13 protein-coding genes and 1 pseudogene are annotated in these 14,508 nt (G+C 28.2%); 2 read left to right on the top strand and 12 right to left on the bottom strand.

Translation table 11 applies throughout. The features are described 5' to 3' along the window. Nucleotides 1-66 precede the first annotated feature (66 nt). Together G8C41_RS04050 and G8C41_RS04055 are read right to left on the bottom strand one after the other, a co-directional pair. Complete coding sequence (locus tag G8C41_RS04050; RefSeq protein WP_166006213.1) at nucleotides 67-954, bottom strand: nucleoside phosphorylase; 888 nt, start codon at nucleotides 952-954, stop codon at nucleotides 67-69. Nucleotides 955-994: 40 nt separating this feature from the next. Continuing rightward, nucleotides 995-1,333 (bottom strand): translation initiation factor, encoded by a 339-nt coding sequence (locus G8C41_RS04055; RefSeq protein ID WP_166006214.1) that lies wholly within the window; start codon nucleotides 1,331-1,333, stop codon nucleotides 995-997. Between the two features lie 177 nt (nucleotides 1,334-1,510). Between G8C41_RS04055 and G8C41_RS04060 the strand changes: the two genes are divergently transcribed. Continuing rightward, nucleotides 1,511-2,023, top strand: a complete 513-nt coding sequence (locus G8C41_RS04060; protein WP_166006215.1) for a GNAT family N-acetyltransferase — start codon at nucleotides 1,511-1,513, stop codon at nucleotides 2,021-2,023. Between the two features lie 121 nt (nucleotides 2,024-2,144). On the opposite strand, the gene G8C41_RS04065 is transcribed toward G8C41_RS04060, so the two are convergent. Together G8C41_RS04065 and G8C41_RS04070 are read right to left on the bottom strand one after the other, a co-directional pair. Then, nucleotides 2,145-2,744 (bottom strand): nitroreductase family protein, encoded by a 600-nt coding sequence (locus G8C41_RS04065; RefSeq protein WP_166006216.1) that lies wholly within the window; start codon nucleotides 2,742-2,744, stop codon nucleotides 2,145-2,147. Nucleotides 2,745-2,890: 146 nt separating this feature from the next. Then, a pseudogene (locus tag G8C41_RS04070) lies at nucleotides 2,891-3,859 on the bottom strand (alpha/beta hydrolase). 450 nt (nucleotides 3,860-4,309) lie between these two features. Between G8C41_RS04070 and G8C41_RS04075 the strand changes: the two are divergent. Beyond that, nucleotides 4,310-4,969, top strand: coding sequence for a hypothetical protein (locus tag G8C41_RS04075; RefSeq protein ID WP_166006217.1), 660 nt, complete (start codon nucleotides 4,310-4,312; stop codon nucleotides 4,967-4,969). A 131-nt stretch (nucleotides 4,970-5,100) separates the two neighbouring features. Here G8C41_RS04075 and G8C41_RS04080 read toward each other — a convergent pair whose 3' ends face one another. The 8 genes from G8C41_RS04080 to G8C41_RS04115 all read right to left on the bottom strand — a co-directional run bounded on the left by G8C41_RS04080 (nucleotide 5,101) and on the right by G8C41_RS04115 (nucleotide 14,506). After that, nucleotides 5,101-7,029 carry a hypothetical protein gene (locus tag G8C41_RS04080; RefSeq protein ID WP_166006218.1) on the bottom strand — a complete coding sequence of 643 codons (1,929 nt, stop codon included), beginning with the start codon at nucleotides 7,027-7,029 and terminating at the stop codon, nucleotides 5,101-5,103. Between the two features lie 39 nt (nucleotides 7,030-7,068). After that, a complete protein-coding gene (locus G8C41_RS04085) occupies nucleotides 7,069-7,887 on the bottom strand; it encodes a GNAT family N-acetyltransferase (protein ID WP_166006219.1) in 819 nt (272 codons plus the stop codon). A gap of 1,001 nt (nucleotides 7,888-8,888) precedes the next feature. Next, nucleotides 8,889-9,416, bottom strand: coding sequence for a GNAT family N-acetyltransferase (locus G8C41_RS04090; protein ID WP_166006220.1), 528 nt, complete (start codon nucleotides 9,414-9,416; stop codon nucleotides 8,889-8,891). Nucleotides 9,417-9,420: 4 nt separating this feature from the next. Beyond that, on the bottom strand, nucleotides 9,421-10,602 hold the full coding sequence (locus tag G8C41_RS04095; protein WP_166006221.1) for an aminopeptidase C: 1,182 nt from the start codon (nucleotides 10,600-10,602) through the stop codon (nucleotides 9,421-9,423). A gap of 10 nt (nucleotides 10,603-10,612) precedes the next feature. Further along, entirely contained in the window at nucleotides 10,613-12,223 is a 1,611-nt protein-coding gene (lepB, locus tag G8C41_RS04100; RefSeq protein WP_166006223.1) for a signal peptidase I, read from the bottom strand. A gap of 64 nt (nucleotides 12,224-12,287) precedes the next feature. Continuing rightward, complete coding sequence (dapB, locus tag G8C41_RS04105) at nucleotides 12,288-12,989, bottom strand: 4-hydroxy-tetrahydrodipicolinate reductase (protein ID WP_160556652.1); 702 nt, start codon at nucleotides 12,987-12,989, stop codon at nucleotides 12,288-12,290. Nucleotides 12,990-13,025: 36 nt separating this feature from the next. Then, nucleotides 13,026-13,625, bottom strand: coding sequence for a DUF5683 domain-containing protein (locus tag G8C41_RS04110; protein WP_105297599.1), 600 nt, complete (start codon nucleotides 13,623-13,625; stop codon nucleotides 13,026-13,028). Beyond that, nucleotides 13,622-14,506 (bottom strand): ParB/RepB/Spo0J family partition protein, encoded by an 885-nt coding sequence (locus G8C41_RS04115; protein ID WP_105297598.1) that lies wholly within the window; start codon nucleotides 14,504-14,506, stop codon nucleotides 13,622-13,624. The genes G8C41_RS04110 and G8C41_RS04115 overlap by 4 nt, the downstream gene beginning before the upstream one ends. Nucleotides 14,507-14,508: the final 2 nt, after the last annotated feature.

Genomic DNA, 14,508 nt, shown 5'->3' on the forward strand with positions numbered 1-14,508 from the left:
TATTATATTTTCAACCATACAATGATTAAGAAAATAGATTTGGGTTCTAATTAATTTAAAAAAAAATTAATTAGAACTTGTAAGCTTTTCTAAAGCATATTGTATCATTTTATCTATAGAGGAATACGGATCTTTACTAAAAGTACCTGCATAACGGTTAGCTACAATAGTGTTTAATGATAAAGCACGATGACCCATCAATTGAGATAAACCGTAAATGGCTGATGTTTCCATTTCAAAATTGGTAATTCTGTGATTTTTATATTCGAATCGATTAAGTTTTTCGTTCATCTTTTCATCATCTAAGTCCAAACGTAAAATTCTTCCCTGAGGACCGTAAAAACCAATAGCGGTTGCAGTGATGCCGGCTCTGACGGCTGAATTTTCACACATAAGGTCCAGTAATTCTTGAGAGCCGTCTACAACATAAGGAGCTGCTCTTTTTTTATTCCAGTTGGTTTGCGATGTAAACGCTTCTGCAATTTCATTGGTGTAAAAATTTTCAGTATTTGCGTAAAAGCTCATTAAACCGTCAAATCCTAATCCTTTAGTTGAGGCAACCATCGTATCTACCGGAATATCGGACTGTAAAGAACCGGAGGTTCCTAATCGAACAAAAGTAAGTCGGGTAGGGATAGTTTTAATTTTCTTATTAATTAAGTCAATATTGGCAAGAGCATCCAACTCATTCAAAACGATATCAATATTATCGGTACCCATACCTGTGGATATTACAGTAAGCCTTTTTCCGTTAAGTGTTCCCGTGTGAGTAACAATTTCTCGTTTTTGAGACGTAACTTCAATGGAATCGAAATATTGTGACACTTTAGGTACGCGTCCCGGATCACCAACCAGTATAATGGTATCTGCCAGCTCATCGGGTTTGATATTGCAATGATAAATACTCCCGTCGGGATTTAATACTAATTCTGAATTTGATAATTTAGAAGCCATAGTTTGTAAAGCTAATTTTTTTAAATTTGATATCTATATTTTATCCGCCCACTCGTTTTACGGAAAATCCTTTTTCTTTTAAAATATCCATTATTTTATCTCGATAATTTCCCTGAATAACAATAATTCCGTCTTTGGCAGATCCGCCCACACCTAATTGGGATTTTAGTTCTTTGGCAAGTTGTTTTAAATCTTCATCTGCTCCGTTATAATTTTCCAAGATAGTAACGGGCTTTCCATTTCTTCCTTTTTTTTCATATTTACAAATAATAGGGTCCTCCTGCATAAATAATTCTTTTTTAGGGGTGGAAGATGATTCTTCAGGTTCTTCAAATAGATGATTCGGAAATAGTTTCTTAAGCTGATCTTGCAAATCCATGATATTGCTTTATATATACAATTACGAAATTAGTAATTTTTTATTGTAAGGAATTGATTTTACTTATCTATAGTTTGAAATTATTGTAAGGAATTGTTTCAATTGATAAAAAATCTATACGATCGTGTATGAATAGTAATTTTAGTTTAATTTTGAATTTAATTGAATTCAGGTAAAATGCTAGAGATACGAAAAATAAGTGAAAGAGATATAGAATCACTGGTTTATATAAGTTATAAAACGTTTGTTGAAACTTTTGGAAGTTCAAATACTCAAGAAAATATGGATCGTTATTTGGATGAACATGTAAATTCAGATCAATTGAAATCCGAGTTAGCTGATTCCAATTCTGAATTTTATTTTGCCGAAATCGATCAGAATCCTGTAGGTTATTTTAAAATTAATTTTGGAAAAGCTCAAACGGAAATTAAAAAAAATGAGGGAATGGAAATTGAACGGATATATGTTCTTAGGGATTTTCAAAAACAATTTATAGGACAACAATTATTTAATCAGGCCATTGCCATAGCTAAAGAAAGAAATTGCACTTATGTTTGGTTAGGAGTTTGGGTGAAAAACATTAAAGCCATAAAATTTTATCAGAAAAATGGACTCAAGGTTTTTGATACGCATTTTTTTGTATTAGGAGAAGATAAGCAAACGGATCTTATGATGAAATTGGAATTTTAATATACGTATTTGATCAATTATCATTTATTTAAAAATATTTTGAATTAAATACGTTGAAGCATATAAACAAAAAAATACTATTTAAACATTAAATAGTATTTTTTTTAAACTTTTTATTCTACTATATTGATTTTATAATCTTGTCCATTTCCAATCTGGATTTTGGAGTTTTAGAAGGTTGATTATTGTCATCCGGATTTCTATATCCAATGGCTACAGCAAAAAGGGTTGTATAATCGTTGAGTTTCAATATTTCATTATATTTTTTAGGTTCAATTCCTTCCATAGGAGTACTGTCAATACCTAAGGCGGCACAGGCACTTAAAAAGAATCCTAAGGATAGATATACTTGTTTTTGAAACCAAGATTTTATTTCAAATTCTGATTGCGGTTTCAGTACTTGATTATAATAAGCCATGCTGCCTTCAGGCAAATAATTAGGCATTTCCTCTTCAAATTTTTTGACATTATCCAGAGCAGTAAACACTATGATATGGCTGCTATCTTTTATTTTTTGTGAATTAAATTCAGAAGCTCCCGCTAATTCGTCTTTTAGTGACGAATCTGATATAAAATAGAATTTCCAAGGTTGGCTGTCGATGGAAGAGGGACTAAGCCTCAATATTTCTTTTAATTTTTGAATATTCTCTTCAGATACTTTTTTAGTGGGATCATATAATTTAGTAGTATACCTGGTTTTTGCTAATTCCAAAAAATCCATATTTTCTTTTTTTAAAATTTAAATAATTATTTATTCTGTTACTAAGTTATGAAGATATGACGAATTAATAAAATTATAGGGTTAATACTGAGATATTTTTTACTATTTATTTAAAATCTTACAATAACAAAAAATTTTATTTAGCATTAGTTTAAATGCTTTTTAAAAAATCGTTCCAATGTATCAAAAGGTATGATTGTTACGTTATCATATAAATCCACATGAACAGCATTTGGAATTAGTAGTAATTCTTTAGGTTCTGCAGCCGATTGATAGGCATCTTCACTGAAATATCGTGAATGTGCATTTTCTCCGGCAATTAATAATATCGGTCGGGGAGATATTTCTTTAATATAGGTTAAGATAGGCATATTCATAAAGGAGAGGGGATTGGTAGCATTCCAAGCTCCCGTTGAATTCAAAGACCGTTCATGAAATCCTCTGGGTGTACGATAGTAATCGTAATAATCTTTTACAAATTGCGGTTCATCGCCATTCAATTTCACAGGATTTAATTAAGGGCCTGCATGAAAAATGCCATCTTCTGCATCTTTCCATCGTTGCTCACTCAATTGCTTTAAAATGTTGGTTCGTTCTTCTAAAGTCATTTTATCAAAATATCCTTTGGACATCACCCGGGACATATCATACATACTCGTTGTGGCAACAGCTTTTACTCTTTTGTCTACTGCCACAGCGTTTAGGGCAAATCCCGCCCATCCGCAAATACCAATAATTCCAATTTTATTTTTATCTACATTTTTTTGAATTCCCAGAAAATCAACGGCTGCACTAAAATCTTCAGTATTAATATCAGGAGATGCTACATTGCGAGGTTCCCCGCCGCTTTCTCCTGTATAAGAAGGATCAAAAGCCAATACAATAAAACCTCTTTCTGCCATTTGATTGGCATACAATCCCGAAGCTTGTTCTTTAACTGCTCCAAAAGGTCCACACACAGCAAGGGCGGGTAGGGGTTTATTAGTGTGTTTTTTAGGGATATATAAGTCTCCGGTAAGAGTAATTCCGTAGCGATTTTTAAATGTAACTTTCTGTCTTGTTACCTTATCGCTTAACGTAAACGTGTAATGTTCGGTTTGTTTTGTCTGATTCATTTCTACTTGATGTTTATTTTGCTGACCTGCTGCCCAAATAACTAGGTTCATAGTCAGTAACAGGATTATTTTTTTCATTCGTTGAGGATTAATGGTATTAATAAAATCATTATTTCAAACCTATTAATGATATAAGTGTATAGTTTGAATGATATTTATTTTTTTCAAGTAAAAATATAATGGGATTTCTTTTTTTATTTTGTTGTACGGATCATTTTAGTATTCTGTAAGGCTCAATTCTTTTTATTTGCCTTGAAATAAAAAATTCCTAAGAAATCATCAATATGCACGTTTTCTGAAATACGTTCAACTTAAACTTAAATTTGTAAAGTAACGAAACAAAAGTTAAAGAATTATAAAATTCATATTATATCTAACTGTTTAAATTATGTTTATATTGGATAAAATATAAAAAATTTATTACATTTGTAAATAAAAAAACATTTAATCATGAAAAAGATCATTATTGCTTGCCTGGTATCAATTTTTCTGGTATCGTGTTCAAATCCTTTAAATAAAAAATTTGATCCCAAAACATTTGATACAGATTATGAAGCTATTTTAAAAAGTAAAAAACTAGATAAAGAAGATGAAGAATTACTTGCAGCAATGGCATTATTTGGAAATCGATCTTCAATAGGCAAAACATATAAGCAAATTTTAAAGGAAGCTAAAGAAAAAGAAAAAGAAAGAAAAGAATTAGCAGAAAAATCTGCAAGAGAAAAAGCAGAAAAGGAAGAAAAGATTAATAATGCAATAACTATTTCGTTTTATGATTATTATTTTAAACCTACAGATGTTGATCATTTATTTACCTCTTATCATGTTTTTAAATATGCTGTTCAAAATAAAACAGATAAAGAAATTGTTGGAGTTAAATTTACTTACACAATCTATAATACTTTAGGTGAAATGATTGGTTTATCTAATACGGTTAGTTTGACCGATAAAAGAATACCTCCCAAAGAATCTATCCAAGCTGAAACCGATATTGCTAAAGGACGTAGTGAAAAAGAAAAAGATATTAATGAGTCCAATTTTCGAAATTTAAAATTTAAAATTACTATAGAAAAAATTGTTTTTGCCGATGGTACTCAATTAGAAAATTAAACATATATTATCTAATGTTAAAAGCCTGATAGTTAATACCATCGGGCTTTTAATTTTGTATTCTATAATGTTCTTGTATTAGGTTAAATAGGTTTGAGCTGTTAAATTTTTAAAAATAAGAGGGGAGAAATTTATTTATTCCTGTAATAAATTAAGATATCATCTTCAATTTTTAATAATGTAAGAATTATAATCTTAAGTAATGAATAGTAGTCTTTATGATGTTCATTTTTAGAAAAAGAATTTGTTCCATGCAAATATTTATTTCTTAAATCATATCCATTAGTGAATTCTTTTTTATTGAGGTAAAAATTCAGATATTCTCTCTCTTGAACTGTTAATAGTGTATTTTCGAATTTCAATAAACCTTTATCTAATAAAATATCTATTTCTCTTCTAATAACTTCTGAGTAATTCCAGTAACTTAGAACTTCATTACGATAAAGTTCTCCAATAATAAAGATTAAAATTTCATTATATAATTTTATAAAACCTTGATTATCTACTTTTAAATATTTTTCATCAATTAATTTTTCGATAATATCTCTTTGAAAATTTTTGAAATTAACAAGCTTCAAATTTTCATATAGAAGTAAGTCATATAAATTATTATATTTATTTTCATATGGTTCTACATTATATAATAAACTTTGATCTGAATAAAAATGATGTATTAAAAAATGAATATGATTATCATTTATATAAATATATTTTTTATTATTTAAGCTGTGTATTTCACTAAACCTGATAGGAAAAGAGTTAATTTGAATTAATTCTAAATCAATTTCTTTTTCATCTACAAATAGTTTAAATTGTTTTAATAGAAACTCATAATCTGGGGCTAATGTTCTTATTTTCTCAATATAAGAATGATTATTAGTATTAACTTTAAATACCAATTTATTATTAAATATCAGAGTATTTAAATATTCTATAAATGAATTAATAATATTCTCAATAGAATTATTATTTCGTTTTAAATAATCTTCAAAAATAAGTAATTGTAATTCTGATAAAATTTCCTTATGTATAAATTCTTCACCTATTTCATAAGCATTTTTGGATTTCACAAAAAGTGTCTCAAGGAGTCCAAGTTCACTTGTTTTACTTACAAGTGATATAAGATTTTTTTCATCTAAAAAAATAAATATTTGAGAAAAAACATGAAATAATTGAATGTTATTATTTAAAGTATTTAAAAATTTTTCACTATAAATAATTTCATAAACCTCTTGTGTATGATTACATATTACATGTTCTAATTGATTTTTATCAAATCTTATACTAATACTAACATTTTGAATATATTCACTTTCTGATATTTCACTATTTAGTTGAATTGATTTCTTTTTAGCTTTTAACCTAGTTTTTGGTGATAATATCAGATCATTAGAGTCTTTAGAATTCTCAATTAATCTCACATAATTTAAGTTAGGTTTATTTCTTTCTAAATAAGAATCTATAATTTTTTCTTTGTCAAAAAGACTTAAACTTTTTGGAAAAAAATATTGTGGTGATTCATCTAAAGAATGATCTTTTTCTAACTTTGTAAGTAAAATCTCAGCTGTATTTTCATATCCGATAAGAAATTCTTTTATTTTATTATCAAAATAATCAACTATACCTTTATGTAACAATATAGAGTGAATGTATCTTTTATTATTATTTAAGATTTTAAAAAAAATTTCACTACTAAAATTTTTATATACTTTGAATTTATTTACAAGATTCCAAAAATTATTTATATAGATATATTCAATACTTTTTAACTTTAATTCTAGACAATTATCTGTGATTTTAATAATTTTTCGTTTAAGAATATCAAATGTTTTATCTATAATTACATGATAATTATGTTTTCTTTTTTCACTCCATGTTGTTAAATATAGTCCATTATCAAAAAATAATTTAATATTGTAAAACTCAAATAATTCATTTAGAGTATATAATTTATCTTCTTGAAAATTATCTAAAATTTCTTCAGCAATTTTCAAGAAATAAGGCGCCGATAAATCCTCTTTAGAAAAAAATTGAATTTGATGTTTTTTTGATGAACTCATAAGTATTGTAAAAGATATGTAATTTATTTAATTTAAAATTTATCTATCAACATTTATAAGTATATATGTATGTTTGTATATTTCATAAAAACCGATGTTTTTACATAAAATATTGGATTCTACATTTTTTTTGTCCGTCATTAAAAAAACTTTTTTATTTTTATCTATTAGAAGATTAGAGCAATATGAAAGAATTTTCTTCCCATATCCTTGATTTCTATATTTTATATTTGTAAATAAAATTCCAATATCAGGGTCTATGATTGTACAAAAACTAGCAATATTTTCTTTGTCTGCATTAATGATATAAATTTCTTTATTTATTATTTCGTTTACTATTCTAAAATTCATTTCTTCAATTGATTTATCATTTTTTCCTTTATATTCCTCATGATAATAATCTTGCATCATCTTGGATAAGATAGGTAAATCATTGGACGTCGCAGGTCTAATATTATTTGTTAAAAAGTTATGTACTGAAACAGCTTCATAAAAAACTCTTTCTTTTTCTATATTAAAAGAATGAATATTATAAAAATTTAATAAATCATATATTAATTCTTCTGTACCCATTATTTCATAATTCTTATATAATTTTAAATCAATTTTTTGTGTCAATTCATTCACCAAAACTTTATTCCAATTTTTACCATATATATATAATATATCACTATGTATAATTAAAATCCAACTATTATAATTTGATGAATGAATTATAAATGAACTTTCATAAATTATTTTATGTCCTGAATTTATTGAATCTATTGCAATTAATAAATATTTATATTTATAATTATAAATACCTAAATTATTTTTTAAAATTGCCCAAAAACTATCAGATTTAATAGGTGTATACATTTTATATAATCTTTTCTTGAATATCTTTCATAAGTGGTTTTTTTCTATTTCTCACATTCTAAAGGAATTTAAAAGTTTCTTATTTTCGTATTATATTTCTAAGCTATTGTCAATAGGATTAATATTAATGGTATGAGTATACATTGTATTCAAAAATATACATCAATAAATTTGTTTGATATTCACATAACAAAAGCTAAAACATTTGTTTTTATACCAAATATTTCACGAAAAGGGTCAATATTTTTATTTTGAAGTAATTTTTTAGATCTGTAATTGTTCAAAATCATAAGGCAAAATCATTAATTTATATTTTAGCTAATTTACAAAAAAACAAATATAAGATAAGCTAAAAAATTATTTGTAAATCAACAGATTGAAAAATTAAATATCGGGCAGGAAAGAATTTTCTTTGTGGAGAAATTAGTAAGTTCTCAAATATAAGAGCAAAAGCAAAATACACACTATATAGTAATAATATATTGAACAGGAAAATGGTTGCAAAACTAGGGATTAAGACTAGGAGATCAGATAGTTATTATATACAGCAAAGAAAGGGTTATTGCAAAGATATGATAAGAAATGTAGATATATTATGTTAAATAGATATACTTGAACTCCATATAATTTATTAAATAAGAATCAAAAATTTTAGTAAATAAAAATTCGCTAGTGCTCAAACATTTATTTTTCTTCATGTATGGAAATCATAGTTTTTCACATACATAAATTCAAAGAAATTAAAGACATAAAAATAATATTTCTTTTCACAGATGTTAGAAAAAAAACTAAATAATACAATCACAATCTGCCGATTTAGGATTTTTTTAAATAATTTACAAAATAATATTAAAGCCACATCTCGAAGCTTTAACAGAGACACAAAATAACATTATAGAAAATCTATGAAAACATCTTTAATTTAGAAATATTTAATTTTCCTATAATTTATATTATGTTAAATAGAATATTTAATACACTGTTATTTAAGTTTATCGATTCTAACTCCAATTTTCTTTTTTTAGTTCATACAAATAATTAATATAGGAACTGTATCCATCGGTAACTGTGATTTCCTTAGACGTTTTGATTGCATTTATTTTAGCTATAGCTTTTTGTGATCTAAAGTTAGTAGAACCTATATGAAAATAAATTTTGTCAACATATTGGAAAATATAATCAATCATCAATTTTTTAATTGAAGAATTGATACCAGTTCCCCAATACTTCACTGCTATAAAAGTATATCCGATTACGATGCTTTTGTCATTTTCCGAATAATCATAAAACCGAGTACTTCCGATTAATTCTCCGGTTGCTTTATCAATAATTTTAAAAGCTCCTTTACTTTCAACTGCTTCTTTAAAAAATACTTTGAATACGTCTTCTTTCCAACGATTATGACAAGGATGTTCTTCCCAGATTTTTTTATCTTTTGCTACTTGATACAAACTCTCAAAATCGTTGATTTCTAAGGGTAATATTTGTACAAAATCATTTTCTAAATTGGGTTGAATTGAAAAATTCATAGTATTAATTCTTAAGGTTTAGTTTTTTATAAATTTTTTTAGGAATGGCTTTTTTGTTTACTAAAATTGCGGTGGTTTTGAATTGTACGTAATTTTTTGTGACGTATAAATATCCTTGATAATCATTACTAATTCCCCAAGAATTTTTAACTAAATAATATTCCTTTCCGTTTTGGTCTTTAGCCAAGCCCACTATATGCATGGCATGATCATCTGTTGTAGTTTTATTGTTAAAGGATTCCTGACGCAATTCTTCAGTGATAACCTTTTCCGGCTTGGGATAACTGAATAAATTTGCTTTTTCTTCGGAAGAAATGGAATAAATATTCGTATCGGGAACATAAGCGATACCATTTTTCCAACTGAAATACGGCTCGCTAACATCGCTGGCCCATCCAATCGTATATCCCGTTGATAAAGCATGATCAATAATTTCAGTCAATTCCTTCATGGGAACATTGTACATTTTGTCTCCACTCCAATTATCAGGTAATGGCGGATAAAATAGTGTATAATATTCGTAATCTTTAAAAGAAGAAATTTCTATATAATCATTTGGATCTAAATCAACAATTTCTTCTGCAAATGTTTTAGGTGTATATTCTTTACCCTTATAAATAAATGTTTCAGGAACTTTTCCAATGTATTTATCTAAAATAGATGAAAAATTTTGCGTCCATTGGGTATTAATAGGTGCTTTTTGAGATTTTACCGTATCTAGATATTCTTTAAGTTCTTGCTGCATTTTACTGAAATTATTCTTTATAGCACCATTAATTAGTCCGGTATACGCTTCCTGAGGAACCATTCCATATTTTTTGTACATATTAATAACATCGTGTAAAGAACCGCCATCACCATAATTAACGAAACCGTCCATTAAAATATAATTTTTGGCTTTATCCTCGTAAGTTTTTCTGGCAGTGTATATTTCTGCTATATCTAATACTCGATGATGTTTTTTATATATTTCAGATTCTAAAAAAGAATTTCCTGCATAACTCCAGCAAGTCCCTGAAGATCCTTGATTTTTTACGGAAGTATTATCCAGTTGTTTTATGATGGTAAAACGAAAATCGGTATGGGTTGACTTATTATCTTTAATTTTATTGATTAAATCATCTTGAGCATAACTTATTGAAGGTAAGATCCATAATGCCATTACAAAAAAGATGGTTTTCTTCATACTTTGATAATTATTTTTTATCGTTTGCTTTCTTTTTCTTTTTGTTAAAGTAATCGTATGCAAAATATCCTCCTAACAATAAGATAAATACAGGTATATAATTAGTTTTATCTTTAAGCGGAACATTTGTGTTAACGGTACGAAACATTCTATCCCATCTTATTTTAAATTTGGCAGGATGTCCGAAAGGATCATTTTCGAATAAACCTTGAATGCTTAACCAGGTAAAAATAGGAGTTCCTATAATGTGATCTTCCGGTACATATCCGAAATAACGGCTGTCTAAAGAATTATCTCGGTTGTCCCCCATCATCCAATAATAATTTTGTTGGATGGTATAGGTGTTAGTTTCCTTACCGTTTATGTAAAATTTTCCTTCCTTTTCCTTTAAATCATTATATTCATAATTTTTAATGATTCTTCTATATTGATCTATATTTTGACGGGTCAACGTAATAACATCCCCTTTTTTAGGTATCATGATAGGTCCATATTGAGAGCCGTTCCAACCACTATGAAGGGGAAAAATGGAATTAGTTGTATCAATTTTAGTTTTAGCTATATCTCTATAATGGATGCCCTCCTCTCCTTTATTTGCATATAAAACCTGAATAGAATCTACCGTATCAAAATTTTTTATTTTGTTTGCATTTTCTTGGGTAAGCCCTTTGAAATAATAAATAGTATTACCCTGTTCGTTCATTCCTTCTTGATATGTGGCATATCCCAATAGATCTTCAATTTTTCTTTGACTGATTCCGGCTTGGGTTGTATATACTAAATAGTCTCTTTGTTGTTCTTCATCTTTTTTTATTTCTTCGGGTTTTCCATTGATAAATAAATTTCCGTCAATTAATTGAATTTTATCTCCCGGTAAACCCACGCAGCGCTTAACATAAGGATCTTTCCTATCGATGGCAGTATGCAAAGAATCTGTAGGATAATTAAATACAACAATATCATATCTGTTAACCTTAGTCCAACCGGGAAGTCTCATATACGGCAAACGAATTTTATCAACATAAGAATTTATTTGATTTTGAGGTTGTTGATTGTTTCCCAACGGAATTTTATTTTGTAAAAAAGGCAACGCTACAGGAGTCATCGGAATTCTTATTCCATAATTCAACTTACTGACAAAAAGGAAATCTCCTACCAGCAAGGTTCTTTCCATAGAAGCTGTTGGAATGGTAAACGGTTGAATGACAAAAGCATGAATGACTGTGGCAAATATAACGGCAAACAATACGGCAGATATAAATGTTTCTTTTCGTTCTTGTTTACCACTGTATTGTGTTTCAGGTGAATAGTTTATATATGCTAAAAAAATAAATGAGAAGAATAAAACTAAAACGGCATCTAAGTATGAACGACGATTGTAATGTCTTATAAAATCTACTAATATAATGGCTCCCATAATTGGACCGACAATCGGGATAAATACTATAATAAACCACCACCAAGGTCGATGAATAATTTTTAAAGTAACTAAAATATTGTAAAAAGGAACTAAGGATTCCCATGCTTTTCTACCTGCTTTTTGAAATAATTTCCAAGCAGTCAGGAAATAAAATATATTTGAAAGTAAAGCGAATAGTAAATAATAAGTTAAATAATGCATGAGATAATCTTTAAATCTTTTTAATATTTAGTTATTTAGTAGCCTAAAATAAAATAGTTTTTATCTAAAAGCCTAATACATCTTTCATGGTGAATACCCCTTTTTTTCCGATAAGCCATTGGGCTGCAATTAATGCTCCCATAGCAAATCCTTTTCTAGAATGGGCTACATGTTTCAGTTCAATATCGTCTATAGGCGAATTATAAATCACAGTATGTGTTCCGGGAACATCATGAACTCTTTTAGCTTCAATTCCCAATAAATTATTATTGGTTTTATAGGATAAATTCCATCCGTCAAAACCATAAATCGGTATGATTTCATCGGCAAGCGTTATGGCAGTACCACTGGGTGCATCTTTTTTTTCTGTATGATGAATTTCTTCAATGTGAACTGTATATTCCCGGAACTTCTGCATAATTTCAGCTGCTCTTTTATTTATTTCGAAAAATAAATTAACGCCTAAACTGTAATTGGAAGAATAAATAAATCCCCCGTTATGCTTTGCGCAATATTCTTTTACTTGAGGAAGCTTATCTAACCAGGCAGTTGTTCCACAAACAACAGGTATACCCAATTCTAAACAAGCAATTACATTTTCATAAGCAGTAGAAGGAGTTGAAAATTCAATAGCTACATCCGCACCATTTAAATTTTTTTGAGTTGGTTTTTCTTCTAATCGGGCTACAATTTCGTGATTATGATTTTTAGCTATTTCTTCAATGGCCTTACCCATTTTACCATAACCTACTAAAGCTATTTTCATAAGAATATATATTATTTTTTATAAACATTAATCATTTTAAAAAGACAAGCAAAATGAAAGTCCTACTTTTTGATTAGTAAACCAGGTATCGGCGTCTTCCATAATAACGGGTCGTACAGCAAGATCTTTATCTTTGTCGAATATTGAAAGATGAGCATCAACAGTGGCATCAACAATATTTAAAAGATAAGCCAGGGAAGTCAGCACAATCGCATAATCTCTGTTTCTCCTTTCCGAATCTTGAGCGTTAGCTAAAACTTTAGGACTTATTCCTGCTACATCTGAAAATTGATGCTTTTGTCCGCTAAGTTCCGCTAAATAGGCTTTGTGATATTTATTATATCGATTGTCGTAATATTTTATAAAACCGATCCCTGCACCAATAACCCCTAACACAATAGGAGCTTTAATATATTTTTTATTGTATAATTGTCCTAAACCGGGAAGTATGGCAGAGTATAAAGAAGCTTTCAGAGGGCTTCTTAACATCGTTTGAGTTAGAGAATCTGTATGATTAATATTGCGTATTATAACGCCATCATCACTAATGGTGGCATGGTTTGTTTCTTGATTTTGCGCTAAAATAAAACAAGTAAGAAATAATGAAAGTATAACCAATATTTTCTTTTGTATCATTCTAATAATTTCTGAATTCTTTCAAATTCTTCCGTGGAATCAAAATTAATGATAATTTTTCCTTTTCCTTTTTCTGTAGCCTTTATTTCAATAGTTGTTTCGAAATAATCCTCAAAATTTTTCAAACCCTTTTTTAAATGATTGGGTAATTCTTTTTCTTTGGAAACTTTTTTGCTTTTAGGATTTTTAAAGGTTCGAATGAAACTTTCAGTTTGTCTTACGGATAATTGTTCTCGTACAATTTTTTCATATACAAATAATTGTTTCTCTTGCTCTTCCAAGGATATGAGCGCTCTTCCATGCCCCATGGAAATAATACCGTCTCGGATTCCCGTTTGGATAATCGGAGAAAGTTTTAAAAGTCTTAAATAATTGGTTATGGTGCTTCTGTCCTTCCCTACTCTGTTACTCAAGTTTTCTTGAGTTATATTGATTTCTTCAATTAATTTTTCAAAGCTTAAGGCAATTTCGATAGGATCCAGATCTTTTCGTTGAATATTTTCAACTAAAGCCATTTCTAAAAGTTCCTGATCGTTAGCTAATCGAACAAATGCAGGTAATTTTTTTAAACCGGCCTGTTTGGAAGCGCGATATCTCCTTTCACCCGAAATTAAATCGAATTTGTCTCCATTTTTACGAACAGTTATTGGTTGTATTAATCCTAACTGTTTAATAGAAATGGATAATTCATCTAATGCTTTTTGATCAAAATTAGTTCTGGGTTGATTGGGATTGGTTATAATATCATCAAGTGAAATCTCCAAAATGTTACCTACTAATTCTTCTGCTCCTTTTTCTTCGGCAGAATTAACTTTTTTAGAATTCTCACTTAAGATTGCGGATAGACCTCTACCCATAGCTCTTTTTTTGTCTATAGCCATAA

Source organism: Apibacter sp. B3706, assembly GCF_011082725.1.
In the GTDB taxonomy this organism is placed as follows: Bacteria; Bacteroidota; Bacteroidia; order Flavobacteriales; family Weeksellaceae; genus Apibacter.